This is a genomic window from Streptomyces sp. NPDC090994 (assembly GCF_044768905.1).
GTDB lineage: Bacteria > Actinomycetota > Actinomycetes > Streptomycetales > Streptomycetaceae > Streptomyces.
In genome coordinates this window covers 54,052-79,259 of record NZ_JBIVWS010000011.1, presented here as the reverse complement: position 1 = coordinate 79,259, position 25,208 = coordinate 54,052, and the positions used below count along the sequence as shown (strand labels likewise).

At 71.8% G+C, this 25,208-nt stretch carries 29 protein-coding genes; 20 read left to right on the top strand and 9 right to left on the bottom strand.

All coding sequences use genetic code 11. The features are described from left to right. Positions 1-21: 21 nt before the first annotated feature. On the bottom strand, positions 22-804 hold the full coding sequence (locus tag ACIQR3_RS22785) for a Clp protease N-terminal domain-containing protein (protein ID WP_403541698.1): 783 nt from the start codon (positions 802-804) through the stop codon (positions 22-24). 109 nt (positions 805-913) lie between these two features. On the opposite strand from ACIQR3_RS22785, the gene ACIQR3_RS22780 reads away from it, so the two are divergent. After that, on the top strand, positions 914-2,128 hold the full coding sequence (locus ACIQR3_RS22780) for a DUF2786 domain-containing protein (RefSeq protein ID WP_403541695.1): 1,215 nt from the start codon (positions 914-916) through the stop codon (positions 2,126-2,128). A 31-nt stretch (positions 2,129-2,159) separates the two neighbouring features. On the opposite strand, the gene ACIQR3_RS22775 is transcribed toward ACIQR3_RS22780, so the two are convergent. Then, the gene (locus ACIQR3_RS22775) at positions 2,160-2,702 is read right to left on the bottom strand and encodes a DUF4232 domain-containing protein (RefSeq protein WP_403541692.1); all 543 of its coding nucleotides are present in this window, start codon (positions 2,700-2,702) and stop codon (positions 2,160-2,162) included. A gap of 92 nt (positions 2,703-2,794) precedes the next feature. Further along, complete coding sequence (locus ACIQR3_RS22770) at positions 2,795-3,103, bottom strand: hypothetical protein (protein WP_403541690.1); 309 nt, start codon at positions 3,101-3,103, stop codon at positions 2,795-2,797. A gap of 358 nt (positions 3,104-3,461) precedes the next feature. Here ACIQR3_RS22770 and ACIQR3_RS22765 point away from each other — a divergent pair, with 358 nt between their 5' ends. Next, positions 3,462-3,599 carry a hypothetical protein gene (locus ACIQR3_RS22765; protein ID WP_403541688.1) on the top strand — a complete coding sequence of 46 codons (138 nt, stop codon included), beginning with the start codon at positions 3,462-3,464 and terminating at the stop codon, positions 3,597-3,599. Positions 3,600-3,653: 54 nt separating this feature from the next. On the opposite strand, the gene rpsN is transcribed toward ACIQR3_RS22765, so the two are convergent. Together rpsN and rpmB are read right to left on the bottom strand one after the other, a co-directional pair. Continuing rightward, positions 3,654-3,959, bottom strand: coding sequence for a 30S ribosomal protein S14 (gene rpsN, locus ACIQR3_RS22760; RefSeq protein WP_403541685.1), 306 nt, complete (start codon positions 3,957-3,959; stop codon positions 3,654-3,656). Beyond that, positions 3,959-4,195 carry a 50S ribosomal protein L28 gene (gene rpmB, locus ACIQR3_RS22755; protein WP_215174563.1) on the bottom strand — a complete coding sequence of 79 codons (237 nt, stop codon included), beginning with the start codon at positions 4,193-4,195 and terminating at the stop codon, positions 3,959-3,961. Before rpmB ends, rpsN begins: the two co-directional genes overlap by 1 nt. Positions 4,196-4,266: 71 nt before the next feature. On the opposite strand from rpmB, the gene rpmG reads away from it, so the two are divergent. From rpmG to ACIQR3_RS22730, 5 genes are all read left to right on the top strand, one after another. After that, positions 4,267-4,431: a 50S ribosomal protein L33 gene (rpmG, locus tag ACIQR3_RS22750; RefSeq protein ID WP_044382365.1), complete on the top strand. Its 165-nt coding sequence runs from the start codon at positions 4,267-4,269 to the stop codon at positions 4,429-4,431. Between the two features lie 8 nt (positions 4,432-4,439). Continuing rightward, positions 4,440-4,697 (top strand): type B 50S ribosomal protein L31, encoded by a 258-nt coding sequence (locus tag ACIQR3_RS22745; protein ID WP_215174565.1) that lies wholly within the window; start codon positions 4,440-4,442, stop codon positions 4,695-4,697. Beyond that, a complete protein-coding gene (locus ACIQR3_RS22740; RefSeq protein ID WP_403541680.1) occupies positions 4,697-5,842 on the top strand; it encodes a CobW family GTP-binding protein in 1,146 nt (381 codons plus the stop codon). The genes ACIQR3_RS22745 and ACIQR3_RS22740 overlap by 1 nt, the downstream gene beginning before the upstream one ends. Positions 5,843-5,848: 6 nt before the next feature. Then, the gene (gene rpsR, locus ACIQR3_RS22735; RefSeq protein ID WP_215174569.1) at positions 5,849-6,082 is read left to right on the top strand and encodes a 30S ribosomal protein S18; all 234 of its coding nucleotides are present in this window, start codon (positions 5,849-5,851) and stop codon (positions 6,080-6,082) included. A 322-nt stretch (positions 6,083-6,404) separates the two neighbouring features. Beyond that, positions 6,405-6,647, top strand: coding sequence for a DUF397 domain-containing protein (locus tag ACIQR3_RS22730; protein WP_215174570.1), 243 nt, complete (start codon positions 6,405-6,407; stop codon positions 6,645-6,647). 287 nt (positions 6,648-6,934) lie between these two features. Here the strand turns inward: ACIQR3_RS22730 and ACIQR3_RS22725 are convergent, their stop codons facing one another. Continuing rightward, positions 6,935-7,417, bottom strand: coding sequence for an ATP-binding protein (locus tag ACIQR3_RS22725; RefSeq protein ID WP_403541676.1), 483 nt, complete (start codon positions 7,415-7,417; stop codon positions 6,935-6,937). 367 nt (positions 7,418-7,784) lie between these two features. Between ACIQR3_RS22725 and ACIQR3_RS22720 the strand changes: the two genes are divergently transcribed. The 7 genes from ACIQR3_RS22720 (at position 7,785) to ACIQR3_RS22690 (ending at position 14,642) form a co-directional block, all read left to right on the top strand. After that, positions 7,785-8,609: a helix-turn-helix domain-containing protein gene (locus tag ACIQR3_RS22720; protein ID WP_403542007.1), complete on the top strand. Its 825-nt coding sequence runs from the start codon at positions 7,785-7,787 to the stop codon at positions 8,607-8,609. 116 nt (positions 8,610-8,725) lie between these two features. Next, positions 8,726-10,189, top strand: a complete 1,464-nt coding sequence (locus ACIQR3_RS22715) for an aldehyde dehydrogenase family protein (RefSeq protein WP_403541673.1) — start codon at positions 8,726-8,728, stop codon at positions 10,187-10,189. 45 nt (positions 10,190-10,234) lie between these two features. Beyond that, entirely contained in the window at positions 10,235-10,876 is a 642-nt protein-coding gene (locus ACIQR3_RS22710) for a PadR family transcriptional regulator (RefSeq protein WP_215174573.1), read from the top strand. Between the two features lie 74 nt (positions 10,877-10,950). Then, complete coding sequence (locus tag ACIQR3_RS22705) at positions 10,951-11,940, top strand: ATP-binding cassette domain-containing protein (RefSeq protein ID WP_403541672.1); 990 nt, start codon at positions 10,951-10,953, stop codon at positions 11,938-11,940. Positions 11,941-11,978: 38 nt separating this feature from the next. Continuing rightward, positions 11,979-12,707, top strand: coding sequence for an ABC transporter permease (locus tag ACIQR3_RS22700; RefSeq protein ID WP_403542004.1), 729 nt, complete (start codon positions 11,979-11,981; stop codon positions 12,705-12,707). A 73-nt stretch (positions 12,708-12,780) separates the two neighbouring features. Further along, positions 12,781-13,542 (top strand): MerR family transcriptional regulator, encoded by a 762-nt coding sequence (locus ACIQR3_RS22695; RefSeq protein WP_403541670.1) that lies wholly within the window; start codon positions 12,781-12,783, stop codon positions 13,540-13,542. Between the two features lie 146 nt (positions 13,543-13,688). Beyond that, complete coding sequence (locus ACIQR3_RS22690) at positions 13,689-14,642, top strand: DedA family protein (protein ID WP_403541668.1); 954 nt, start codon at positions 13,689-13,691, stop codon at positions 14,640-14,642. Between the two features lie 31 nt (positions 14,643-14,673). Here the strand turns inward: ACIQR3_RS22690 and ACIQR3_RS22685 are convergent, their stop codons facing one another. Together ACIQR3_RS22685 and ACIQR3_RS22680 are read right to left on the bottom strand one after the other, a co-directional pair. Continuing rightward, entirely contained in the window at positions 14,674-16,344 is a 1,671-nt protein-coding gene (locus ACIQR3_RS22685; RefSeq protein ID WP_403541665.1) for a threonine/serine exporter family protein, read from the bottom strand. Positions 16,345-16,480: 136 nt separating this feature from the next. Next, positions 16,481-16,972, bottom strand: coding sequence for an inorganic diphosphatase (locus ACIQR3_RS22680; protein WP_215170163.1), 492 nt, complete (start codon positions 16,970-16,972; stop codon positions 16,481-16,483). 79 nt (positions 16,973-17,051) lie between these two features. Here ACIQR3_RS22680 and dacB point away from each other — a divergent pair, with 79 nt between their 5' ends. The 6 genes from dacB to folE all read left to right on the top strand — a co-directional run bounded on the left by dacB (position 17,052) and on the right by folE (position 24,647). Next, entirely contained in the window at positions 17,052-18,626 is a 1,575-nt protein-coding gene (dacB, locus tag ACIQR3_RS22675; protein ID WP_403541662.1) for a D-alanyl-D-alanine carboxypeptidase/D-alanyl-D-alanine-endopeptidase, read from the top strand. A 68-nt stretch (positions 18,627-18,694) separates the two neighbouring features. Beyond that, complete coding sequence (locus ACIQR3_RS22670) at positions 18,695-19,825, top strand: zinc-dependent metalloprotease (RefSeq protein ID WP_403541660.1); 1,131 nt, start codon at positions 18,695-18,697, stop codon at positions 19,823-19,825. Between the two features lie 192 nt (positions 19,826-20,017). Next, positions 20,018-21,058 (top strand): tRNA lysidine(34) synthetase TilS, encoded by a 1,041-nt coding sequence (tilS, locus tag ACIQR3_RS22665; protein WP_215170153.1) that lies wholly within the window; start codon positions 20,018-20,020, stop codon positions 21,056-21,058. Between the two features lie 77 nt (positions 21,059-21,135). Then, on the top strand, positions 21,136-21,696 hold the full coding sequence (hpt, locus tag ACIQR3_RS22660; protein WP_215170151.1) for a hypoxanthine phosphoribosyltransferase: 561 nt from the start codon (positions 21,136-21,138) through the stop codon (positions 21,694-21,696). 173 nt (positions 21,697-21,869) lie between these two features. Continuing rightward, positions 21,870-23,921 (top strand): ATP-dependent zinc metalloprotease FtsH, encoded by a 2,052-nt coding sequence (gene ftsH / locus ACIQR3_RS22655; protein WP_403542002.1) that lies wholly within the window; start codon positions 21,870-21,872, stop codon positions 23,919-23,921. 120 nt (positions 23,922-24,041) lie between these two features. Then, the gene (gene folE, locus ACIQR3_RS22650) at positions 24,042-24,647 is read left to right on the top strand and encodes a GTP cyclohydrolase I FolE (RefSeq protein ID WP_403541659.1); all 606 of its coding nucleotides are present in this window, start codon (positions 24,042-24,044) and stop codon (positions 24,645-24,647) included. Between the two features lie 13 nt (positions 24,648-24,660). On the opposite strand, the gene ACIQR3_RS22645 is transcribed toward folE, so the two are convergent. Then, positions 24,661-25,149, bottom strand: coding sequence for a DUF3180 domain-containing protein (locus tag ACIQR3_RS22645; RefSeq protein ID WP_403541656.1), 489 nt, complete (start codon positions 25,147-25,149; stop codon positions 24,661-24,663). Positions 25,150-25,208: the final 59 nt, after the last annotated feature.

Genomic DNA, 25,208 nt, shown 5'->3' with positions numbered 1-25,208 from the left:
CGTCCGCCGATCGTCCGCCGGTCAGGAGCCCGTCGCCTCGGTCGCGGGGGCGTCCTCTCCCTCTTCTCCCTCTCCCTCCCCCTCCTGCTCGGTGATGAACTTGGCCAGCGCCTCGGTAACGAACCGCTCCGTCGCCTCCTTGGTGAGACCGAGGCCGCTGAGGACGCCGTCGCCGTTCTCGTGCTCCAGCAGGGCCAGGAGGATGTGCTCGGTGCCGATGTAGTTGTGGCCGAGGCGGAGGGCCTCGCGGAAGGTGAGTTCCAGGGCCTTCTTGGCGGCCGGGCCGTACGGCACGAGTTCCGGGACCTCGTCGGCGGCCGGCGGGAGCGCGGCGAGGGCCGCCTCGCGCACGGCGTCCGGCGTCACGCCCTGCGCGGCGATCGCCTGTACGGCGAAGCCCTCCGGCTCGGCCAGCAGGCCGAGGACGAGGTGTTCGGGCACGCCCTCGGCGTTGCGGGCGTTCCTGGCCTCGTTGTGCGCGGCCATCACCGTGTTCTGCGCGCGGGGCGTGTAGCGGCTGAACCCCTCGCTCGCGTCCGGTCCCGTGGACTCCTTCGGCACGAAGCGCTTCTGGGCCGCCTGCCGGGTGACGCCCATCCGCCGGCCGATGTCCGTCCAGGACGCGCCCGAACGCCGGGCCTGGTCGACGAAGTGGCCGATCAGATGATCGGCGACCTCCCCGAGGTGCTCACCGGCGAGAACGGCGTCCTGGAGCTGTTCCAGGGGCTCGGCGTGGACCTTCTTGATGGCGGCGATCAGGTCGTCGAGACGTACGGATGCCGTGATGTTCGGGTTCGTCGTCATGTGTCAACCGTAGGTTGCGCCCCCCGATGGTGTCAACCTTCGGTTGACAGTCCGGTGTGCGGAGGATGTGCGGAGGAAAGGGGAACGGCGGTCATGGCACCATCGCCGGGTGAGCACCCCCGGCACGTCCAGCACCCCCGGCACCGTCGACCGCGCCTTCCGGACCGTCCTGTACGACACCGACGACGCCGCCCTCGACACGGCGGCCTCCCTGCTCGCGGCCGACCCGGCGGCCGACGCCGAACTGGCGCGGCGCGGGGAGGAGTTCGTGGCCGGTGCCTGGCGGCGCGGCTGGCAGCCCGCCGACCTCGTACGCGTCGTACGGCGGGAACTCGGGGACCCGCACCTGCGGCTGGCCGCCGGCCTGATCAGGGCGCAGGCGGCGTACGACCGTCCGCGCGGCCCGCGCTGGACCGCTCAGCTCGATGGACTCCCCGCCGCACCGGCCACGCACCCGGCGGACCGAGGGGACCGCTTCTCGCGCGCCACCACCGTCCTGGAGCTGTACCGCCTGCTGCTGCGCCTGCCCCACCTGGAGCCGCTGGACGAGCCCGGTACGCCGCCCCCCGGAGGACACCCCGGAGGACACCCCGGAGGACACCCCGGAGGACACCCCGGAGGACCCGAGGGGCACTCCGGAGCCCGCCCCGCGTCACGCGCCCTCGCCCGCATCCGCGCGCTGCTGGCCAAGGCGGAGGCGACCGGGTACCCGGAGGAGGCCGAGGCGCTGAGCGCCAAGGCGCAGGAGCTGATGGCCCGGCACAGCATCGACGAGGCGCTGCTGGCGGCCCGCGCGCCCGCGCCCGACACCCCGGGGGCCTGCCGGATCGGGGTCGAGCCGCCGTACGAGCAGGCCAAGGCGGTCCTGCTGGACGCGGTGGCCGCCGCCAACCACTGCCGCGCGGTGTGGAACGAGGCCCTCGGCTTCTCCACCGTGGTCGGCTTCGAGACCGACCTCGCGGCGGTCGAGCTGCTGCACACGTCGCTGCTCGTGCAGGCCGAGACAGCCATGACCCGGGCGGAGGCCGCCCAGCGCGCGGGCGGACGGAAACGGACCAAGACGTTCCGTCAGTCGTTCCTGGCGGCCTACGCGCACCGCGTCGGCACCCGGCTGCGGGCTGCCGCCGAAGCCCCGGTCAGCGAGGACGAGAGTCTGCTGCCCGTGCTCGCCTCCCGCGAGGTCGCGGTGACCGGCCGCCTGGAGCGGATGTTCCCGGAGACGACCACCACCCGGTTGCGGGGCGTCTCCGACGAGGCGGGCTGGACGGAGGGCGTCCGCGCGGCCGACCGGGCCCGGGTCGGACGCCACCGCCCGCTGCCCTGACGGTCCCGTCGGGACGCCCGCTCCCGCCGGTTCAGTCGCCCATCTGCTGGAACGCGCTCACCGTCGCGTCCGGCCCGTCCTCGCCGTCCCCACCGTTCCCCCCGTCCTTCGTCGCGACGGCACCGTACGACCAGGGGATGTCCTGCGTGGCGGAGGCGCCGGGCAGGGCGAAGCGCGCCGTACGGACGTCCAGGCTCGCGCCGTCCTCCTCCCCGCGGACGTAGGTGATGGTGAAGGAGGCGGCGGCGCCCTTGGCCAGGGTCAGCCGCCGCGCCGAGGCGCCCTCTTCCTTGCCGGTCTCCTTGGAGGCGCCGTCCACGAGGAGCGTCACCGTCGGGAAGCCTTCGAGGACGCACTCGGCGCCGCGGTTGGTCAGGGTGACGGTGACGGTGCCGGTGTCCCCGGCGGCCGGCGCCGGGCTCGCCGCGATCTCCGTGCCCGACCCGCCGATCCGGCAGGCGGAGCTGTCACCGCTCTCGTCGGTGCCGCCGCCCTCGTCGGAGCAGGAGGTCAGGAGGAGCGCCGCGGCGACGGAGGCGGCGGCGAGGGCGACGGTCGGCCGGGTGGCGCGCATGAACGGGTCCTCTGGAGACGGGTGGTGAACGGGTTCCCGGCGGTCGCCGGGGGAGGGACAGGAGTCAGCAGAGATTACCGGCCCGGCCCGGCTCAGGAACCCAGCCCCTCCGTCGGCAGCCCGCTCGGCAGCCCGGCGCCCTCGGCCTTGAGGTACGTCTCCGTCCCCAGACGGCCCGCCCAGTCGACCTCCAGGGTCGAGCCGTCGACCGACTCGACCGTTCCGGACGCCCGGTCGTCGGTCCCGTCGGTGCAGGAGAGGCGGATCGTGAGGGTGCCGCCGGACCCGCGCACGTCACCGCTGCACACGGTCCCGCCCGTGGCGAAGAGACCGGCCTGCTTCCCGGTGACCACCAGGGCGACCGCCTTGCCGCCGGCGGTGGCCAGCCAGCTGCCCTCCACTTCGCCGACTGCGACGGCGGCGGACGACGAACCCCCGGCGCCGTTCCCGCTGCCGCCGCCGGAGGACGCCGTAGCCCGTGCAGACGCCGGTGCGGACGGGGATGCGGATGCGGGTGCTGATCCGGAAGCGGACGCGGACGCGAGCGTCGACGCGGAGGGAGAGGCGGACGCCGAGGGGGCCGCGGACGGGGAGGAGGACACCGGGGCGGACGCGGACGCACCCGTACTCGCGCCCCCCGCCGCCCCGTCGTCCGGCCCCCCGCCGTCACCGCACCCGGTGAGCACCAGCGCGCCCACGGCCCCGGCGGCCACCGCCGCACCCCGCAGCCCCCCGCGCTCCCGCCGGCGTGAAGGACAGTTGCCCCTCACCCCGACCGCCGTACGCGCCGTACGCGCCGTCCTCGACGCACTCGCCGTACCGTCCACAGCCACCCGTGTCATCCCTGTCGACCATGTCATCCATGTCATCCATGTCACCGGAAGCTCCAAGCTGTAGCGGACGGCCGGGACGGCGCGGGGCGGCCGGGGGTGCCCCGCGACAAGTCGCAAGCTACCAGGACGACTTGCGGACGCCGGGCAGATGTCCGGCGTGCGCCTGTTCGCGCAGCGAGACGCGGGAGAGCCCGAACGTGCGGAAGTAGCCGCGCGGGCGTCCGTCGGTCTGGTCGCGGTTGCGGACGCGGGTGGCGCTGGCGTCCCGGGGCTGGCGGCGCAGCTCCCGCTGGGCGGCGAGGCGTTCGGCGTCCGTGGAGGACGGGCGGCGGACGATCTCCTTCAGTTCGGCCCGGCGCGCGGCGTACCGGGCGACGATCTCCTGGCGCTGCTCGTTCTTCGCGATCTTGCTCTTCTTCGCCATCAGACCTTCACTCCCCGGGCGCGGATGCGGGCCACGGCCGCCTCGACGCCGATCGTGTCGACGGTCTTGATCGCCTTGGTGCTCAGCCGCAGCCGTACGTGCCGGTTCTCGCTCGGCAGCCAGTACCGCTTGGTCTGGATGTTGGGGTCGAAGCGGCGCGACGTGCGCCGGTGGGAGTGGGAGATGCGGTTGCCGAAGCCGGGCTGGGCGCCGGTCAGCATGCAGTGCGCGGACACGGTGACGTACCTCTCGGTCAGTCCTGACGGACACGACTGTTAATGGAATTCATTTTCAGTAAGATAGCAGCATGGCACGCAACGAACTCCGCCCGGTCATCAAGCTGCGGTCCACCGCGGGGACCGGCTTCACCTACGTCACCCGCAAGAACCGCCGCAACGACCCCGACCGGCTGACCCTGCGCAAGTACGACCCGGTCGCCGGCCGCCACGTCGACTTCCGAGAGGAGCGCTGAGCTCCGCTATGCGCAAGGGAATCCACCCCGAGTACCGCCCGGTCGTCTTCCGCGACCGCGCCGCCGACTACGCCTTCCTCACCCGGTCCACCATGACCAGCGAGAAGACGATCGAGTGGGAGGACGGGCACACCTACCCCGTCGTCGACGTCGAGATCTCGAACGTCAGCCACCCCTTCTACACCGGCACCGCCCGCGTCCTGGACACCGCCGGACGCGTGGAGCGCTTCGAGCGCCGGTACGGCCGGACCGGAAAGCAGGGCTGATGCTGCCCGTAGTGATCGTCGGCGGACTGCACTCCGACGCCCGTCAGGCCGCCGTGGCCCGGCTGCTGGCCGACGTGCCCGGCAGCGTCGTCCTCCACCACGACCTGGCGACCGCCACCGCGGGCACGGTCGTCCGCACGGTCCGGGACGCCACCGGCCTGCTGTCCGCCGGGGAGGCGCCGCTGGTCAACGACTGCGCCTGCTGCGCCCTGCGCGAGGACCTGGTTCCCGAGCTGGAGCGGCTCGCGGACGCCGGGACCGTCCCGCTGGCCGTCGTCGAGCTGTGGGACTCCGTCGAGCCCAAGGCGATGGCCGAGGTGGTGACGGCCGGCGGCTTCACCGTCACCGGCGTGATCACCGCCGTCGACCCGGCGCTGGTGCTGCCGTACCTCGGCAACGGCGACGACCTCGCCGAGGGCGGCCTCGCCGCGGCCGCCACCGACCAGCGCACGGTCGCCGACACCTTCGCGCGGCAGCTGGAGTACGCCCCCGTCCTGGCCGTCGTCGACTCCCCGGAGGCCGACGACGAGGACCGCGAGCTGCTGGCGCAGCTCCACCCGACCGCCCGCCAGGTCCCCATCGGCCACGGTGACCTGGCGGGCTCCGCCCCGGACCTGGCGCGGGCCGCGCTCGCCGGGTTCGACGTGGAGGCCGCGGCGGCGGCCCAGCACCCGGCCTGCGCCCTGCTGCCCGCCGAGGCCGACGCGCACGGCGTCACGACCCTGGTGTGGCACCGGCGCCGGCCCTTCCACCCGGAGCGGCTGTACGCCGCGCTGGAGGACCTGACCTGCGCCGCGGCCCGCAGCCGGGGCCGGTTCTGGCTGGCCGACAAGCCGGACACGCTGCTGCACTGGGACGCCGCGGGCGGGGCCCTGTGCGTGGAGGGGGCGGGCCCGTGGCTCGCCTCGCTGCCGGACGCGGCCTGGGAGATGGTGCCTCCCGTCCGCAGGGCCGCCGCCGCCCTCGACTGGCACCCCGAGCACGGCGACCGCTGCCAGCACCTCGTCTTCACCTCGCCCGGCCTCGACCGGGACGGGCTGGCGCGGCTGCTGGAGTCCTGCCTGCTCACCGACGCCGAGTACGCCGCCGGACCGGGCGCCTGGAAGCGGCTGCCGTCCGGCTTCGACACCCTCCTGGAGGTCTGACCCACCGTGCCCCGCAAGAGCGACCGCAAGCCCCTCAAGTCCCGTCCGAACCCCCTGGACCAGGCGGGGATCACCTACATCGACTACAAGGACGTCGATCTGCTCCGCAAGTTCATCTCCGACCGCGGCAAGATCCGCAGCCGCCGGGTCACCCGCGTCACGTCCCAGCAGCAGCGGCAGCTCGCCGCGGCGATCAAGAACGCGCGCGAGATGGCGCTGCTGCCCTACGCCAGTCGCTGACGCCGGCCGCTGGTACGCGTCGGTGACGCCGGTCGGTGACGCCGGTCACCGACACCGTCACCGGTCACCCCGTTCACATGAGGGACCCGCCTGGTCAGGCGGGTCCCTCATGTTGTTGCATGATCAACGAAAGTCGGGGCATACGCGGGAACGACCGGTCGCGGCCCGGCGTCCCACAGGACGGGAGCTGTAACCGAGAGAGCACCCCGCGTGCACGTGCATTTGCGCATGCAGATGCACGTGAACAAGGTTATGATCCGCATCAGTTGACCAATGCATCAATGGCCACACCAGCCACTAGTGCGACACCGGGGAGCGGCCTGTGAACCACGACGTGTACAACGGCATCGCCGCTACGCAACTGCACGGAGTGGCCTGGCAGAAGAGCCGGCACAGCAACTCGCAGGGGTCCTGTGTGGAGTTCGCACTGCTGCCCGGCGGGGACGTCGCCGTGCGCAACTCCCGCTTCCCCGACGGCCCGGCGCTGGTCTACACACGCGCCGAGATCGAGGCGATGCTACTGGGCGTCAAGGACGGGGAGTTCGACCACCTGGTCGCCGGCTGACCGCCCCGCCCCGGCGGCCCGCCGCGCCCCACCCCGGCCGACCGCACCGCATGCGCGCACTGCACTGTCTGCGCGTACCGCACCGCATGCGCGCACTGCACTGCCTGCGCGTACCGCACCGCATGCGCGCCCCGCCCCACCCCGGCCGACCGCACCGTATCCGCGTACCGCACTGTCTGCGCGTACCGCACCGTATCCGCGCACCGCACTGTACGCGCGGCCCGCACCGCGTACGCGCCCCGCCGTGACGCGCGTAGAAACGCGGCGCGGCGAAGAGGCGCGGCGGATCACTCGGCCGGCGGGTCCGGCAGCCGGAACAGCGCCCAGACCACCTTGCCGTGCAGCGTGCCCGCCAGCGGGTACCAGCCCCAGCCGTCGCTGAAGGACTCGACGAGGAACAGTCCGCGGCCGGACTCCGCCGCGAAGTCCTCCGCCTCCCGGGCCACCGGGCTGTCGTGGCTCGGATCGCGCACCGCGCACACCAGCCGCTCGGTCCACCGCATCAGATGCAGCCGCACCTGCCCGTGCCCGTCCGCCTGCTGTGTGCCGCAGGGCGGCAGTGCGTGCCGCAGGGCGTTGGTGACGAGTTCGGATACCACCAGGCAGATGTCGTCGAACCGGTCGCCCGTGTGCCAGCCGTCGAGGGTGCGGCGGGTGAACCGGCGGGCCTCGCGCACCGCTTCGTAGCGGGGCGGCAGGGCACAGGAGGCGGCGCTGGAGACGTGGGCGGGGTCCAGCGGCGGAAGGCCCTGCCTCAACGGCTCGAGCATGGTCGATCCATTCGTCCCCATGCGAGGCACTCCCGGGAGTTCGCGGTCGTAGCGATGCGGCGCGGTGGTGCGGCACCATGGTTTCGGATGCGTAGGGCAGATGCAAGGGCAGATGCACGTGCACGTGACCGAAATGGACCTGCCCGTACCGCTTGTTGGTCAAATTTTCTGCCATCTTCACCTCTCATCCTGGGTGTCGCCTCCGCAACTCCTTGCCATTACCTGTGCGTTTTCTTGGTCAGGTCTCCGTTTCCGTAATCGGACGAGTACTGCTCGGAGTGTTTTAGTGGCAGACTTCGGCCTCTGAAGACGGTTGGGGAGGCTGGCGAACGTGAGCGCGGGAGAGCCCGGATCGGTGGTGCGGCGCATGCTGCTCGGATCACAACTCAGGCGACTGCGTGAGGCGCGGGGGATCACGCGGGAGGCGGCGGGGTACTCGATCCGCGCCTCGGAATCGAAGATCAGCCGCATGGAGCTGGGCCGGGTGAGCTTCAAGACACGCGATGTGGAAGACCTGTTGACGCTGTACGGCATCACCGACGAGCAGGAGCGCGCCTCCCTGCTGTCGCTGGCCAAGGAGGCCAACGTCGCGGGCTGGTGGCACAGTTACTCGGATGTGCTGCCCAGCTGGTTCCCCACCTACGTGGGCCTGGAGGGCGCGGCCTCCGTCATCCGCGTCTACGAGGTGCAGTTCGTGCACGGGCTGCTGCAGACGCCGGAGTACGCGCGCGCGGTGGTGCGCCGTGGGGCGCGCGGTGCGAGCGAGGAGGACGTCGAGCGCCGGGTGACGCTGCGCCTGGAGCGCCAGAAGTACCTGGTGGCCGAGAACGCGCCGCAGTTCCACATCGTCCTGGACGAGGCCGCGCTGCGCCGCCCCTACGGTGACCGCGAGGTGATGCGCGGCCAGCTCCAGCACCTGATCGACATGTCCGAGCGCCCCAACATCCGCCTCCAGGTGATGCCGTTCGGCTTCGGCGGCCACTCCGGCGAGTCCGGCGCCTTCACGCTGCTCAGCTTCCCCGAGTCGGACCTCTCCGACGTGGTCTACCTGGAGCAGCTCACCAGCGCGCTGTACCTGGACAAGCCCGAGGACGTCGCCCAGTACGAGAAGGCGATCGAGGAGCTGCAGCGGGACAGCCCCGGGCCGGACGAGAGCCGTGACGTGCTGCGCGGGCTGCTCCAGCTCTCCTGATGCCGAAAGGCAGCGCCAACTCCCTTTGCCCCTAAGTAGGATGACGCGCGGACATACCGTGAAGATGCACGGTCGCCGGCTCCGCCTGCCCCGGCAGCAAGGGATTGAGGGATCACATGTCGTCGTCGTACTTCACCGACCTGGCGCAGCAGTACATCGACGGTGAGTGGCGCTCCGGTTCCGGCTCCTGGGACATCATCGACTTCAACCCGTACGACGACGCCAAGCTCGCCTCGATCACGATAGCCACCACCGACGAGGTCGACGCCGCCTACCGGGCCGCCGAGCGCGCCCAGCGGGAGTGGGCGGCGACCAACCCGTACGCCCGCCGCGCGGTGTTCGAGAAGGCGCTGCGGATCGTGGAGGAGCGCGAGGGCGAGATAGCCGAGGCGATCATCGCCGAGCTGGGCGGCACCCGGACCAAGGCCGGCTTCGAACTGCACCTCGCCAAGGAGTTCCTGCGCGAGGCGGTCCACCTGGCGCTGCGCCCCGAGGGCCGCATCCTGCCCTCCCCGACGGAGGGCAAGGAGAACCGCGTCTACCGCGTCCCGGTCGGCGTCGTGGGCGTCATCAGCCCCTTCAACTTCCCCTTCCTGCTCTCCCTCAAGTCGGTCGCCCCCGCCCTCGCCCTCGGCAACGGCGTCGTCCTCAAGCCGCACCAGAACACCCCGGTCGTCGGCGGCACCCTGATCGCCAAGATCTTCGAGGACGCCGGTCTGCCCGGCGGTCTGCTCAACGTCGTCGTCACCGACATCGCGGAGATCGGCGACGCCTTCCTGGAGCACCCGGTGCCCAAGGTCATCTCCTTCACCGGCTCCGACGCGGTCGGCCGCCACGTCGCCACCGTCTGCGCCGCGCACTTCAAGCGCTCCGTCCTCGAACTGGGCGGCAACAGCGCCCTGGTGGTCCTCGACGACGCCGACCTCGACTACGCCGTCGACGCGGCCGTCTTCAGCCGCTACGTCCACCAGGGCCAGGTCTGCATGGCCGCCAACCGGGTCCTGGTCGACGCGTCGGTCGCCGAGGAGTTCACGGCGAAGTTCGTCGCCAAGGTGCAGACCCTCAAGGCCGGCGACCCGAGCGACCCCGAGACCGTCATCGGCCCGCTGATCAACTCCCGCCAGGCCGACACCGTCGCCGGCGTCGTGGAGCAGGCCCTCGCCCAGGGCGCGACGGCCCTGGTGCGCGGCGGGCGCACCGCCAACCTGGTCGAGCCGTCCGTGCTCACCGGCGTCCCCGCCGACTCGGCCCTGCTCCGCCAGGAGGTCTTCGGCCCGGTCGCCTTCGTCATCCCCTTCGACGGCGAGGAGGAGGCGGTACGCCTGGTCAACGACACCCCGTACGGCCTCAGCGGCGCCGTGCACACCGGCGACGTGGAGCGGGGCGTGGCGTTCGCCAAGCGGATCGACGCCGGAATGTTCCACGTGAACGACGGGACCGTGCACGACGAGCCGATCGTGCCGTTCGGCGGCGAGAAGCAGTCGGGCCTCGGCCGGCTCAACGGCGACACCATGCTGGACGCCTTCACCACCCACAAGTGGATCTCGGTGCAGCACGGCCGGAGCGGGTTCCCGTTCTGAGGACCGGAGCCCGGCCCGGCTCCGCGCCCGCCTAACCTGGACCCCATGTCAGTGATCCGTCTCCTCGTGCTGGGCGCGGTGCGCCAGCACGGGCGGGCCCACGGCTACCAGGTCCGCAACGACCTGGAGTACTGGGGCGCGCACGAGTGGTCCAACGCCAAGCCCGGCTCGATCTACCACGCCCTGAAGCAGATGGCGAAACAGGGACTGCTGCTCGCGCACGAGACGGCCCCGTCCACCGCGGGCGGCCCGCCGCGCACCGAGTACGAGATCACCGAAGAGGGCACGCGGGAGTACTTCTCCCTGCTGCGGCAGTCCCTCACCGCCTACGACCAGAAGCCGGACGTGCTCTCCGCCGGGCTGGGCCTCATGGTCGACCTGCGCCGCGAGGAGGTCCTGGAGCTGCTCCAGGAACGGCTGCGGGCCATCGGGGCGTGGCGCAAGGCCGTCACCGAGTACTACACGCCCGAGGAGGGCCCGCAGCAGCTCGGCCATATCGGCGAGATCATGAACATGTGGGTCGACTCCGCCGACACCGGCGCCCGCTGGACCCGCGGCCTCGTCGAGCGCATCCGCGGCGGCGCCTACACCTTCGCGGGCGAGGGCGAACCGTTCGTCGGCGTGCTGCGCGAGGGCGAGCCGAATCCGTACGGGACGGGTGAGCCGCATCCGGAGGACGCGCACTAATCAAGTTTGACGAGCCGGAGATCCCCGGGTACCTTCGTCCCTCAGTAGTCAAGCTTGACTAGCGAAGGGGTTCCATGGCCGACGCGGCGATCACGGTCGAAGGAGCACGCAAGAGGTACGGCACCACACCCGCGCTGGACGGCCTCGACCTGACCGTCGGGCGCGGCACGGTGCACGGGATGCTCGGCCCCAACGGCGCGGGCAAGACGACCCTGGTACGCGTCCTGGCCACCCTGCTGCGGCCCGACGCGGGCCGCGTCGAGGTCGCCGGGCACGACGTGGTCACCGAGGCGTACGCCGTCCGGCGGCGCATCGGCCTGCTCGGCCAGCACGCCGCCCTGGACGAGGAACTGAGCGGCCGGCAGAACCTGGAGCTGTTCGGCCACCTCCACCACCTGGGCGCCGGGCGGGCACGCGCGCGTGCCGGCGAACTGCTGGCCCGCTTCGGCCTCACCGGCACCGGACGCAAACCGGTCAGCGCCTACAGCGGCGGCATGCGCCGCCGGCTGGACCTGGCCGTCTCCCTGATCACCGACCCCCACGTGCTCTTCCTGGACGAGCCGACCACCGGCCTCGACCCCCGGGGCCGCGCCGAGGTGTGGGAGTCGGTCCGCTCCCTGGCCGACGGCGGTACGACGGTGCTGCTGACCACGCAGTACCTGGAGGAGGCCGACCAGCTCGCCGACCGTGTGTCGGTGGTGGACGCCGGCCGGGTGGTCGCCGACGGCACCCCCGACGAGCTGAAGGCGGCGACCGGCGGCGACCGCGTCGACGTCGTCCTGCGCGACGCCGGGCGGCTCACCGAGGCCGCCGCCCTCCTCCCGCTCACCGGCGTCAGCACCGACGCCGACCGCCGGCTGCTCAGCGCCCCGGTCACCGACCGGATGGCGGCGCTCACCGGCGTCGTACGGGCCCTGGAGGGCGCCGGCATCGAGGCGGAGGACGTGGCACTGCGCCGCCCCACGCTCGACGAGGTGTTCCTGCACCTGACGGAAACCACCGGGAAGACCGCCGAGAAGACCGCCGAGAAGACCACCGGGAAGACCGCCGAGGAGGCCGCGTGAGCACCCCCGGGACCTACGTCCTGACCGACTCCTGGACCATGACCCGCCGCGAGCTGGCCCACTGGGCCCGCCGGCCCGTGCCGGTCCTGGTCGGCCTGCTGTTCCCCGTCATGCTGCTGCTGATGTTCGGCTACCTGGTCGGCGGCGGCCGGGGCGTGACGGGCGACTACGTCGACTATCTGGTCCCCGGCATGCTCGCCCTCACCATGGCGTTCGGCCTGGAGGGCACGATGGTCGCCGTCACCCAGGACCTGAACAAGGGCGTCATCGACCGGTTCCGCGCGATGCCCATGGCCGACGGAGCCGTCCTGGTGGGCCGCGCGGTCGCCGACATGCTCCAGTCGGCGCTCGGCCTCGCCGTACTGATCGCCGTCGGGTACGGGCTCGGCTGGCGGGCCGACGGCACGCCCGGCGCCTTCCTGGGCGCCGTCGGTCTCCTTCTCCTGTTCCGGTTCGCGATGCTGTGGATCGGCATCCACCTCGCCCTGGTCGCCGGGAGGCCCGAGACGGTCTCGGCGGTGCAGATCCTGGTCTGGCCCGTCGGCTTCCTCTCCAACGCCTTCGCCACCCCCGACGCCATGCCCGGCTGGCTGGGCACCATCGTCCGGTACAACCCCATGTCGCACACCGCCACGGCCGTGCGCGACCTGTTCGGCGGCCCCGGCGGCGAACCCGGCCACGTCGCGGCGGCCGTGCTGTGGCCGCTCGCCCTGCTCGCGGTGTTCGTCCCGCTGGCGGTGCGCAGGTTCGGCAGGCTGAGTCACTGAACCCCGCACCGGGCTTGCACCTCACGCCACGTGAGGAGGCAGCGTGGCCGGTGTCGGAAGAAGGGAGCGGGAGTTGAGCTACTCCGTGGGACAGGTGGCCGGCTTCGCCGGAGTGACGGTGCGCACGCTGCACCACTACGACGACATCGGCCTGCTCGCGCCCAGCGAGCGCAGCCGCGCGGGGCACCGGCGCTACAGCGACGCCGACCTCGACCGGCTGCAGCGCATCCTGTTCTACCGGGAGCTCGGCTTCCCGCTCCACGAGGTCGCCGCCCTGCTCGACGACCCGGAAGCGGACCCGCGCGCACACCTGCGCCGGCAGCACGAACTGCTGACCGCCCGGATCGAGAAGCTGCGGAAGATGGCGGCGGCCGTGGAGCAGGCCATGGAGGCACGCAGGATGGGCATCAACCTCACCCCCGAGGAGCGGTTCGAGGTCTTCGGGGACAAGGACCCGGAACAGTACGCCGACGAGGCGGAGGCCCGCTGGGGCGGCACGGAGGCGTACGCCGAGTCGCAGCGCCGGGCCGCGCGCTACACCAAGGAGGACTGGCAGCGGCTGATGGCCGAGGCGACCGACTGGAGCGAGCGCTACGCCGCGCTCATGGCGGCCGGCGAGCCGCCGTCCGGCGAGGCCGCCATGGCCCTGGCGGAGGAGCACCGGCAGCACATCGGCACCTGGTACTACGACTGTCCCTACGAGATGCACCGCTGCCTCGCCGAGATGTACGTGGCGGACGAGCGCTTCAAGGCGTTCTACGATGCGATGCGCCCCGGCCTCGCCGAGCACCTCAAGGACGCGATCATGGCCAACGCGGACCGCCGCGCCGGGTGACCCCGGCGGCTCACAGCTCGGTCCGAGGGTGGCCACAGTGCATCCTGGCTCCACCGGTGGAACCTGGGGTGGGCACAAGGCGTTGATAGCTTTGTGCGGTCGTACCCGAACGCCTCACCGCCCTCATCCCTCAGGAGCCCGGAACCGTGACGACGCTTGCCCTCGGCCCGAGCTGGCTGGATCCGAACTACCTCCTCGACACGTTCGGCATCTGGGGCCTGCTCCTCATCGTCTTCGCCGAGTCGGGCCTGCTCATCGGGTTCTTCCTGCCGGGCGACTCGCTGCTGTTCACCGCGGGACTGCTGATCACCTCCAAGCAGCTCGACTTCCCGCTGTGGGGGGCGATCGCGCTGATCTGCGTCGCCGCGATCCTCGGCGACCAGGCCGGCTACATGTTCGGCAAGAAGGTCGGACCGTCCCTGTTCAAGCGCCCGGACTCCCGGCTGTTCAAGCAGGAGAACGTCACCAAGGCGCACGAGTTCTTCGAGAAGTACGGCCCCAAGTCCCTGGTCCTGGCCCGCTTCGTGCCCGTCGTGCGCACGTTCACGCCGATCATCGCCGGTGTCAGCGGCATGCGGTACCGCTCGTTCCTGATCTTCAACGTGATCGGCGGCGTCCTGTGGGGCGCGGGCGTGACCCTGCTGGGCTCCTGGCTGGGCGGCATCGACTTCGTCAAGGAGAACATCGAGGCGATCCTCATCCTGATCGTCCTGGTCTCCGTCGTCCCGATCGCGATCGAGTTCCTGCGCGCCCGCTCCAAGAACAAGAAGAACCCGCCGCAGGCCCCGCAGGCTCCCCAGACCCCGCAGCACCACCAGCCCTCGGTCATGGACGACGCCACCACCCAGCTCCGCCGCGTCCCCCCGGCCGACCAGCCCCCGCAGCAGCAGCAGTACTACGGAAACCCCAACCCCCACCCCAACCAGCAGCCGCAGCAGCCGCAGCAGCCGTACGCCCAGCCGCACGGGCAGCAGTACCCGCAGCAGCCGCACCCGCAGCAGCCCTACGCCCAGCAGTACCCGCAGCAGCAGTACCCGCAGGGCTACGGTCAGCAGCAGTACCCCCAGAACGAACAGAACCCGTACAACCAGGGGTACTGAACCGCCCGGGAGAAGAACGCGGGGCGCGCGCCTAGAAGCCGCGCGTCCGCTTCGCCGCCCTGCGCCCCGCCGCACTCGCGGCCCCCGGCACCTTCAGGAACAGCCGCGAGATCTCCGACCCCAGGTTCACCCCGATGGCGATCGCCATGGCGAGGGCGACCGCCTTCGACAAGGACACCAGTCCCCGGTCCACCTCGCTCTGCGCGATCGCCAGCAGCCCGAAGTACGTCGACGAACCCGGCAGCAGCGGCCCGATCGCCGCCGTCGTGTACGGCAGCGCCGACGCGAACCGGTACCGGGACATCAGCTGCCCGAACAGCCCCACGAGCCCGGCCGCCGCGGCCGTCGACGCCACCGGCGAGATCTCGCCCGCGTAGTGCATCGCCCCGTACACGCACCAGGCCACGCCCCCGTTGAGGGTCACCGCCAGCACGGTGGACCGTTCCTGCTGGAGCAGGATGGCGAACGCCAGCGACAGCACCATCGAGGCGATGATCTGCACCACCGGATCGTCACCGGTCCCCAGCGCCGCGTCCGGGTTCAGCTCGGCGCCCAGCTGGACCCCGAAGTACAGCACCACCAGCACCCCGGCGACGATGCTGACGAAGAAGTACAGCACCTCCAGGAGCCGTGCCGCCGCGGTGATGTAGAAGCCGGTCAGACCGTCCTGCACCCCTGCGACCAGCGCCCGTCCCGGCAGCAGCGCGAACAGGCCACCGGTGATGACCGCCGACGCCTTCACCTCCACATGGGTGAGGGTCAGCGCGATCCCGATCGCGGCCGGCGGCATCGCGGCCACCGCGAACTGGTAGAACTCCGGCAGCCCGCGCCCCGCGCAGAACCACGCCAGCCGGTCGCCGAGCATCGCGCCGAGCAGCGCCGCGACGAAGACGATCGCGTCACCGCCGACCAGCAGCGAGGCCGCCCCGGCCAGCAGCCCGCTCGCCGAGGTCAGCACCCAGGTCGGGTACGGGTGCCGGTTACGGCGCATCTCCGCCAGCCGCCGGTAGGCCTCCTCCAGGGAGATGTGCGTCTCGGGGTCGCTGAGGTCGTCCACCAGGTGGTAGACGGCCGCGAGCCGCGTGTAGTCGGTGCCCCGGCGGCGTACCGTCCGCGACGCCGTCACCGGGTCGTCCACCAGGGACGGCTGGTGGGAGATCGACAGCAGCGTGAAGGTGACGTTCGGCTCGCAGCGGTCCAGGCCGTAGGAGCGGCAGACCGCGAACATCGCGGCCTCCACGTCCTCGGCGCCCTCGCCGCCCGCCAGCAGCAGCTCGCCGATGCGCAGCGTCAGGTCGAGGACGCGCGGTACGGCCGGGCCGGTCTCGTCGTCGTGCCGCTGGGGCGCCTCCGGCGCGGGCCGCTCGGCCACCGGCATCCGCAGCATCGTGCGCATCCGGTCCTGCCAGGGCACGTCCTTGGCGAGGTTGACCGCCGGTATCCCGGCCGGCGGGGTGAAGGCACTCGCGCTGTACGACTCCGCCGGCACCGGCTGCGGCGCGTCCAGCCCCTCCGGGAGGGCGAACTCCGACGTCACCTCGGACTCGCCCGGGCCCGTCCGGGGCACCGCGAGCCCCTCGGGCACCGCGAACTCGGACGTCGTCGACGACTCGCCGTCGGACGGTGCCGCGACCCCACTGGGCGGCCGGAAGGCGCTCCTCGCCTCGTCCGACTGCGGCTTTCGGTCCTCCGCGTCCGTCACCTGTCCCAAGCTCCCTGCGACCACAACCTCCTGTAGCCCTCAGTATGCGCACCTAAACGCCAACGGGCCGCACGCGTCCGCGTACGGCCCGTTACGCATCTCACGCCCCGGAAGGCATCAGAGGCGGCTGCGGGGATCAGTGACCGCCCTGCTCCTTGAACCGCTTGTAGGAGCGCTCGATCTCCGCCTCGGCGTCGACGCGGCCCACCCAGTTGGCGCCCTCGACCGACTTGCCGGGCTCCAGGTCCTTGTAGACCTCGAAGAAGTGCTGGATCTCCAGGCGGTCGAACTCCGACACGTGGTGGATGTCGCGCAGGTGCTCCACGCGCGGGTCGGTCGACGGCACGCACAGCAGCTTGTCGTCGCCGCCGGCCTCGTCCGTCATCCGGAACATGCCGATCGCGCGGCAGGTGATGAGGCAGCCCGGGAAGGTCGGCTCGTCCAGGATGACCAGCGCGTCCAGCGGGTCGCCGTCCTCGCCGAGGGTGTTCTCGACGAAGCCGTAGTCGGTCGGGTAGGCGGTCGAGGTGAACAGGCGGCGGTCCAGGCGGATACGACCGGTCTCGTGGTCCACCTCGTACTTGTTCCGCGAACCCTTCGGGATCTCGATCGTGACGTCGAACTCCACCGGACGCTCCTCCATGATCAGCACACAGTTCTGGTGGTTAAGTGTCCCTCACGCAGGTGCGTGATCGCGAAAGGGGCTGGTGACCGTGGTGGAGCCGAGACCATGGCGGTCCGCCGGACCGCGTGTCGCGCGGGCCGTGGACGCCGTACGTCCGTATCTCGCACGCGCCGCGCGGGCCGCCGTACCGCGGATCGCGCGGCCGGCCCGGGCCGCGGCGGCCCGGATCACGGGACCGCGGACCTGGCGCTACACCGCTGGCGCCGCCACCGCGGGGCTGGCGCTGGCCGCCGGCGCGGTGACCGTCGCGGGCCCCTGGGACTCCACGGGCCAGCGTACGGCCGAGCGTGACCGGGCCGTCGCCCAGCGGCACACGGGTGGCGCAGATCACGGTGGCACCGCCGCCTCCGGACCGCCCCGGCCCGCCCCGAGCGCCGGCGCCGTCCTGGCCGGCCTCGACGGCGACAGCGCCGCCGGCACCGGACGGGCCGCCGGGGGCAGGGCCCTCGCGGACGTACTGGACCCGCTGCTGGAGGACTCCGCGCTCGGTGACGGCCAGGCCGCCTCGGTGGTCGACCTCGCCACCGGCAGGCGCCTGTACGGCACCGGCACCGGCGCCTCCCTCACCCCCGCCTCCACCACCAAGATCGCCACCGCGGTCGCCGCCCTCACCGCCCTCGGCCCCGACCACCGCCTCACCACCCGCACCGCCCTGGAGGCCGACACCGGCGAACTCGTCCTGGTCGGCGGCGGCGACCCCACCCTCACCGCCCGCGAGGACGCCGAGGGCCTCGCCAGCCTGCGCACCCTCGCCGTCAAGACGGCCGAAGCCCTCAAGAAGCGGGACGTGCGCGAGGTGACGCTGTCCTACGACACCACGCTCTACGCCGGTTCCGGGGCGCACCCGATAGGGGTCAACGACAACCTCGCCACCGTCACCGCCCTGATGGCCGACGAGGCCCGCACCGACGGCTCCACCAGCGGCCCCGCCCCGCGCGAGGCAGACCCGGCGGAAGCCGCCGCCCGCACCTTCGCGGACCTCCTGGCCGAGCACGGCATCCAGGCGTCGCCCCCCGGCCCCTCCAAGGCGACCGGCCGCGCCGCCACCCTCGCCGCCGTCTCCTCCCCGCCGGTGTCGGCCCTGGTCGAGCGGATGCTGACCAACAGCGACAACGACCTCGCCGAGGCCCTCGCCCGGCACACCGCCGTGGCGAGCGGCAAGAAGGCCGACTTCAGGGGCGCCGCCGCCGCGATCGCCGCCCGCCTGAAGCAGGCCGGGGTGTCCGTCGAGGGCGCCTCGTTCCACGACGGCAGCGGACTCGACCGCGCCGACCGGCTCACCGCCGGCCTGCTCACCGACCTGCTGACCGCCGCCGCCGACCCCGACCGCCCCGAGCTGCGCCCCGCCCTCACCGGGCTGCCCGTCGCCGGCTTCACCGGCACGCTCAGCAGCCGCTACACCGACGGCGCCGCCGGCCTCGTACGCGCCAAGACGGGCACGCTGACCGGCGTCAACACCCTGGCCGGCACCGTCGTCACCCAGGACGGCCGGGTGCTCGGTTTCGCCTTCCTGGCCTCCGGCACCACCGACGCCCAGGCCGCCCAGACCACCCTGGACCGCATGGCCACCGCCCTCGCGGACTGCGGCTGCCGCTGAGCGCGGGCGGACTCCCGTCTGCCGCGCACGGCCTGCCCCCGGCGGCGGGGCTCACGTACGGTTGACGCATGACGAGCATCGGTGGTGCTGCTTCTTCCGGGATGGTCGACTGGAACCTCGCGGTGGCGACCGCGACCCGCCTGGTGCGGCCGGGCCCAGAGGTGAGCCGCGACGAGGCCCGGGCCGTCGTCGCGGAACTCCGCCGGCACGCCAAGGCCTCCGAGGAACACGTCCGCGGGTTCACCCGCATGGTCTCCGAGGAGGACGCCGACACCCCCGTCCTCGTCGTCGACCGCCCCGGCTGGGTGCGGGCCAACGTCGCGGGCTTCCGGGAACTGCTCAAACCCCTGCTGGACAAGATGGAGGAGCGCCGCTCCACCTCGGCCGGCGGCGCGGTCCTCGGCGCCGTCGGCGGCAAGGTCACCGGCGTGGAACTGGGCATGCTGCTGTCGTTCCTGTCCTCCCGCGTCCTCGGCCAGTACGAGACCTTCGCCCCCGCCACCCGCGACCTGCCCGCCGGCAACGGCGGCGGGCGGCTGCTGCTCGTCGCCCCGAACATCGTCCACGTCGAGCGTGAACTCGACGTCGACCCGCACGACTTCCGGCTGTGGGTGGCCCTGCACGAGGAGACCCACCGCACCCAGTTCACGGCCGTGCCCTGGCTGCGGGACCACCTCCAGGGCGAGATCCAGTCCTTCCTCGGGGAGACCGACGTCGACCCCATGACCGTCCTCGAACGCGTGCGCGAGGCCGCCCAGACGCTGGCCGGCGGACGCCCCGAGGGCGAGGAGGACGACGGCGGCCGCTCGCTCGTCGAACTGGTGCAGACCCCGGCCCAGCGCGAGATCCTCGCCCGCCTCACCGCCGTGATGTCCCTGCTGGAGGGCCACGCCGACTACGTCATGGACGGCGTCGGACCCCAGGTCGTACCGACCGTCGGCGAGATCCGCGAGAAGTTCCAGCAGCGCCGCGCCAAGGGCGCCTCCCGCCTCGACCTGGCCCTGCGCAAACTGCTCGGCCTGGACGCCAAGCTGCGCCAGTACCGGGACGGCGAACGCTTCGTGCGGGCCGTCGTCGACGAGGTCGGCATGGACGGTTTCAACCGCGTGTGGACCTCGCCCAACACCCTCCCCACCAAGACGGAGATCGCCAAACCGGCGGACTGGATCGCACGGGTGCACCGCAAGACGGAGTCGTGAAACCGGGTCCGCGGAGTGAAACAGGGAGTGCGCGGCAGACCAACACCCCTATCAATCACCCGTCCGAGGGACCGTGAGGCCCTCGCAGGCGTGCGATGCTCGGGGAACGGCCCGTTTCTGTCACCATCTACACACTCTGCGTGACCGGCCTACGGGCTCCCCCCCAAAAAAACTTCATGAAGGGAACCGGACATGGGTCCCCATCCTGCGGTCGCGGCGATACGCCTGGCGGTCCGCCGCGTCCTCCACGACATCCTCACCGAACACCACAGCCGACACCCCGCCCACGCGTACTCCCCGGCACTGGAGCGCCCGGCACCGTCCCCGCTCGTGCTCGTCGCGTGCTCCGGCGGCGCCGACTCCATGGCGCTCGCCTCCGCCCTCGCCTTCGAGGCGCCCCGGCTCGGCATCCGCGCCGGCGGCGTCACCGTCGACCACGGCCTCCAGCCCGGCTCCGACCTGCGGGCCGAGGAGGTCGTCCTGCGGCTGCGCGCGCTCGGCCTCGACCCGGTGGAGTCCGCCGCGGTGACCGTCGGCCGCGACGGCGGCCCCGAGGCCGCGGCCCGTGACGCCCGCTACGACGCCCTGGACGCCGCCGCCGAGCGCCACGGCGCCGCCGCCGTCCTGCTCGGCCACACCCGCGACGACCAGGCCGAGACCGTCCTGCTGGGCCTCGCCCGCGGCTCCGGCATCCGCTCCCTGTCCGGCATGGCCGCGGTCTCGGGGGCCGGCGGCCGCTACCGGCGCCCGTTCCTCCAGCTCGACCGGCAGACCGCCCGCAAGGCCTGCATGGCCCAGTCCCTCCCGGTCTGGGACGACCCGCACAACACCGACCCCGCCTACACCCGCTCCCGGCTCCGCCACGAGGGCCTGCCCGCCCTGGAGAAGGCCCTCGGCAAGGGCGTCGTCGAGGCCCTGGCCCGCACCGCCCAGCTCTCCCGCGACGACGCCGACGCGCTCGACGGCTGGGCCCGGCAGGCCGAGGCCGGCGTCCGTGACGCCGCGGGCCTCCTGGAGTGCGGCAAGCTCTACGCCCTGCCGCCCGCCGTACGCCGCCGGATCCTGCGCCGGGCCGCCATCGAGGCGGGCGCCCCGGCCGGCTCGCTCTTCGCCCGCCACATCGAGGAAATCGACAAGCTGATCACCGGCTGGCGCGGCCAGGGAGCCATCAACCTGCCCGGCAAGGTCGTCGCCCGGCGCCAGGGTGGCAGACTGGTGATTCGGCAAGGCTGAGGCCGACCGCCCGGAGCAGCGACTCCGGCGGCCGGACCGGGCAGCCGGAGGCCGTAAGTGCGGGACGACCGAAAGTGATGCGGGTGGACGCGAACGACATGGGTGCCGACCTTCAGCGGGTACTCATCACCAAGGAAGAGATCGACGCGAAGCTGGCCGAGCTGGCGGCGAAGATCGACGCTGAGTACGCGGGCAAGGACCTGCTCATCGTCGGGGTCCTCAAGGGCGCGGTGATGGTCATGGCCGACCTCGCCCGGGCGCTGTCCACCCCGGTCACCATGGACTGGATGGCCGTGTCCTCCTACGGCGCGGGCACCCAGTCCTCCGGGGTCGTACGGATCCTCAAGGACCTCGACACCGACATCAAGGGCAAGCACGTCCTGATCGTCGAGGACATCATCGACTCCGGGCTGACCCTGTCCTGGCTGCTGTCCAACCTCGGCTCGCGCGAGCCCGCCTCCCTGAAGGTGTGCACGCTGCTGCGCAAGCCCGACGCCGCCAAGGTCGCCATCGACGTGGAGTGGGTCGGCTTCGACATCCCCAACGAGTTCGTCGTCGGCTACGGCCTCGACTACGCCGAGAAGTACCGGAACCTCCCGTTCGTCGGTACGCTCGCGCCCCACGTCTACGGCGGCTGACGGGCTCGCCCGGGGCGGCCGGGAACCCCGGCGGCCCCCGCGCCGTTGGAGCATGCAGACGGGGATGCCGGCTTCCCGTGCGGCTGCGGGCCGCCAAGCTGGGGTACCGTCAGAAGAACTGTCTTATCAAACTCACTATGGCAGGAGGGACGGGGCGGCACCGCTCCGTGTGGATGGACGTGAAGCGATACTTCCGTGGGCCGGTCATGTGGATCGTGCTGGCCGTCCTTGCCGTGGTCGTGTTGATGCAGGTCGTCGGCTCGTCCGGCGGCTACAAGACGGTGGACACAGGCCAGGTCGTCCAGGCGATCAACCAGAACAAGGTCGAATCGGCCAAACTCACCACCGGCGACGAGCAGACCATCAAGGTCCAGCTCAAGAACGGTGAGAAGATCGAGGGCAGCTCGAAGATCCAGGCGAGCTACATCGGCGATCAAGGCGTGGACATCGCCAACACGCTGCAGAACAAGTACCAGGACAAGCAGATCACCGACGGCTACACGGTCTCGCCGACCAAGCAGAACGCCTTCGTCGGGATCCTGCTCTCCCTGCTCCCCTTCGTCCTCATCGTGGTCGTCTTCCTGTTCCTGATGAACCAGATGCAGGGCGGCGGCTCCCGGGTGATGAACTTCGGGAAGTCGAAGGCCAAGCTCATCACCAAGGACACCCCCAAGACGACGTTCTCCGACGTCGCGGGGTCGGACGAGGCCGTCGAGGAACTCCACGAGATCAAGGAGTTCCTCCAGGAACCGGCGAAGTTCCAGGCCGTCGGCGCCAAGATCCCCAAGGGCGTCCTGCTCTACGGGCCTCCCGGCACCGGCAAGACCCTGCTCGCGCGGGCCGTCGCGGGCGAGGCGGGCGTCCCGTTCTACTCGATCTCCGGTTCCGACTTCGTCGAGATGTTCGTCGGCGTCGGTGCCTCCCGGGTCCGTGACCTCTTCGAACAGGCCAAGGCGAACGCCCCGGCGATCGTCTTCGTCGACGAGATCGACGCGGTCGGCCGCCACCGCGGCGCCGGCCTCGGCGGCGGTCACGACGAGCGCGAGCAGACCCTCAACCAGCTCCTCGTCGAGATGGACGGCTTCGACGTCAAGGGCGGCGTGATCCTCATCGCCGCGACGAACCGGCCCGACATCCTCGACCCGGCGCTGCTGCGTCCCGGCCGCTTCGACCGGCAGATCGCCGTCGACCGCCCGGACATGCAGGGCCGCCTGGAGATCCTCAAGGTCCACCAGAAGGGCAAGCCGGTCGCCCCGGACGTCGACCTCTCGGCCGTCGCCCGGCGCACCCCCGGCATGACCGGTGCCGATCTGGCCAACGTGCTGAACGAGGCCGCGCTCCTCACGGCCCGCAGCGACCAGAAGCTGATCGACAACCACATGCTGGACGAGGCGATCGACCGCGTGGTGGCGGGCCCGCAGAAGCGGACCCGGATCATGTCCGACAAGGAGAAGAAGATCACCGCGTACCACGAGGGCGGACACGCCCTGGTCGCGGCGGCCTCACCCAACTCCGACCCCGTCCACAAGATCACCATCCTGTCCCGGGGCCGCGCCCTGGGCTACACGATGGTCCTCCCGGACGAGGACAAGTACTCCACCACCCGCAACGAGATGCTCGACCAGCTCGCCTACATGCTGGGCGGCCGGGCGGCCGAGGAACTGGTCTTCCACGACCCGACCACCGGCGCGGCCAACGACATCGAGAAGGCCACCGGCCTGGCCCGGGCGATGGTCACCCAGTACGGCATGACCGAGCGCCTCGGTGCGATCAAGTTCGGTGGCGACAACACCGAGCCGTTCCTCGGGCGTGAGATGTCTCACCAGCGCGACTACTCGGAAGAGGTCGCCGCGCTGGTCGACGAAGAGGTCAAGAAGCTCATCGAGACCGCGCACAACGAGGCGTGGGAGATCCTCGTCGAGAACCGCGACGTCCTTGACAACCTGGTCCTGGCCCTCCTGGAGAAGGAGACCCTGGGCAAGGAGGAGATCGCCGAGATCTTCGCGCAGATCGTGAAGCGTCCGGCCAGGCCCGCCTGGACCGGCTCCTCGCGCCGTACGCCGTCCACCCGTCCGCCGGTGCTCTCCCCCAAGGAGCTGGCCCTGACGAACGGCGCCAACGGCTCCACGGCGGCGATCACCGCCAAGAGCACGACGGCCAAGAGCACGACGACGGAGCCGTCCCCGGCTCCGGAGCGCGCCCCGGAGGACCGCCCGGAGAGCTGACCGCTCGCCCAAGGCCCTCACCTGGCCCGGAATGACTGCCGCGCCCCCCAGGTTCTAGCCTGGGGGGCGCGGCAGTCCCATGTGCCGCCAAGCGGGACAGTGACAGGAACGAGGCACCACATGACCGACCCCGTGACGCTGGACGGCGAGGGTTTCATCGGCGAGTTCGACGAGAAGCGCGCCGAGAACGCCGTACGCGAACTGCTGATCGCGGTCGGCGAGGACCCGGACCGCGAGGGCCTGAGGGAGACGCCGGCGCGGGTGGCGCGGGCGTACAAGGAGATTTTCGCGGGGCTGTGGCAGCAGCCGGAGGACGTGCTGACGACGACGTTCGACCTCGGGCACGACGAGATGGTGCTCGTGAAGGACATCGAGGTCTACTCGACCTGTGAGCATCATCTGGTGCCGTTCCGGGGTGTCGCGCACGTCGGCTACATTCCGGCCACCACCGGCAAGATCACGGGCCTGTCCAAGCTCGCCCGGCTCGTCGACGTGTACGCCCGCCGCCCGCAGGTGCAGGAACGACTCACCACGCAGATCGCGGACTCGCTGATGGAGATACTGGAGCCGCGCGGGGTGATCGTCGTGGTGGAGTGCGAGCACATGTGCATGTCGATGCGCGGCATCCGCAAGCCCGGTGCGAAGACGCTGACGTCGGCGGTGCGCGGTCAGCTGCGGGACGCGGCGACGCGGGCCGAGGCGATGAGCCTGATCATGGCGCGCTGACGCCGCCGGAGGCTCACGCCGCCGAGGCCGCGCCCGGGTGGTCGTCGTCCTCGTCCTCCGGGAGTTTGCAGACGCGTTCCAGGAAGAGGGCCGCCGCTATCACGCCGACGGCGGCCAGGACGGCGAAGCCGGCGTAGACGGCCTGGTCGCGGCGGGCGGGGATGTCGAGCTGTTCCAGCAGGAAGACGCCGGTGCCGCCGTACATCCCGGCGACCAGGGCGGCGACCAGGGCGCTGGCCTGGCCGAAGACGACCGCGCGGGCCGCCATCAGGGGGTCGACGCCCTTGGCGCCGGGGACGCGCTCGCGCTGGGCCTTGAGGCGGGCGCGCAGCGAGAGGGCCGTGGCCAGCAGGACCGCGGCGATCAGGGCGAGCACGATCGGGGCGGCCAGGGGGACGCTGGGAAGTGTCCCGACCGAGTTCCACAGGCGGGCGCCCGCCCAGGAGAGGATTCCGGCCACGACGAAGACGCCGGCCAGCACCCTGATGCGCAGCTCTTTCACAGTGTCCCTTCGGTTCCCCGCGCGGGGGCGTCCGGTCGTCCTCGCACGTGTCGTCGTGC

Coding starts and splice junctions, on each gene's coding strand:
- ACIQR3_RS22785 (WP_403541698.1), bottom strand. CDS start 804: ATGACGACGAACCCGAACATCACGGCATCCGTACGTCTCGACGACCTG.
- ACIQR3_RS22775 (WP_403541692.1), bottom strand. CDS start 2,702: ATGCGCGCCACCCGGCCGACCGTCGCCCTCGCCGCCGCCTCCGTCGCC.
- rpsN (WP_403541685.1), bottom strand. CDS start 3,959: ATGGCGAAGAAGAGCAAGATCGCGAAGAACGAGCAGCGCCAGGAGATC.
- rpmG (WP_044382365.1), top strand. CDS start 4,267: ATGGCACGCAACGAACTCCGCCCGGTCATCAAGCTGCGGTCCACCGCG.
- ACIQR3_RS22745 (WP_215174565.1), top strand. CDS start 4,440: ATGCGCAAGGGAATCCACCCCGAGTACCGCCCGGTCGTCTTCCGCGAC.
- ACIQR3_RS22740 (WP_403541680.1), top strand. CDS start 4,697: ATGCTGCCCGTAGTGATCGTCGGCGGACTGCACTCCGACGCCCGTCAG.
- ACIQR3_RS22725 (WP_403541676.1), bottom strand. CDS start 7,417: ATGCTCGAGCCGTTGAGGCAGGGCCTTCCGCCGCTGGACCCCGCCCAC.
- ACIQR3_RS22720 (WP_403542007.1), top strand. CDS start 7,785: ATGCTGCTCGGATCACAACTCAGGCGACTGCGTGAGGCGCGGGGGATC.
- ACIQR3_RS22715 (WP_403541673.1), top strand. CDS start 8,726: ATGTCGTCGTCGTACTTCACCGACCTGGCGCAGCAGTACATCGACGGT.
- ACIQR3_RS22710 (WP_215174573.1), top strand. CDS start 10,235: ATGTCAGTGATCCGTCTCCTCGTGCTGGGCGCGGTGCGCCAGCACGGG.
- ACIQR3_RS22705 (WP_403541672.1), top strand. CDS start 10,951: ATGGCCGACGCGGCGATCACGGTCGAAGGAGCACGCAAGAGGTACGGC.
- ACIQR3_RS22700 (WP_403542004.1), top strand. CDS start 11,979: ATGACCCGCCGCGAGCTGGCCCACTGGGCCCGCCGGCCCGTGCCGGTC.
- ACIQR3_RS22670 (WP_403541660.1), top strand. CDS start 18,695: ATGACGAGCATCGGTGGTGCTGCTTCTTCCGGGATGGTCGACTGGAAC.
- tilS (WP_215170153.1), top strand. CDS start 20,018: ATGGGTCCCCATCCTGCGGTCGCGGCGATACGCCTGGCGGTCCGCCGC.
- hpt (WP_215170151.1), top strand. CDS start 21,136: ATGCGGGTGGACGCGAACGACATGGGTGCCGACCTTCAGCGGGTACTC.
- ftsH (WP_403542002.1), top strand. CDS start 21,870: ATGGACGTGAAGCGATACTTCCGTGGGCCGGTCATGTGGATCGTGCTG.
- folE (WP_403541659.1), top strand. CDS start 24,042: ATGACCGACCCCGTGACGCTGGACGGCGAGGGTTTCATCGGCGAGTTC.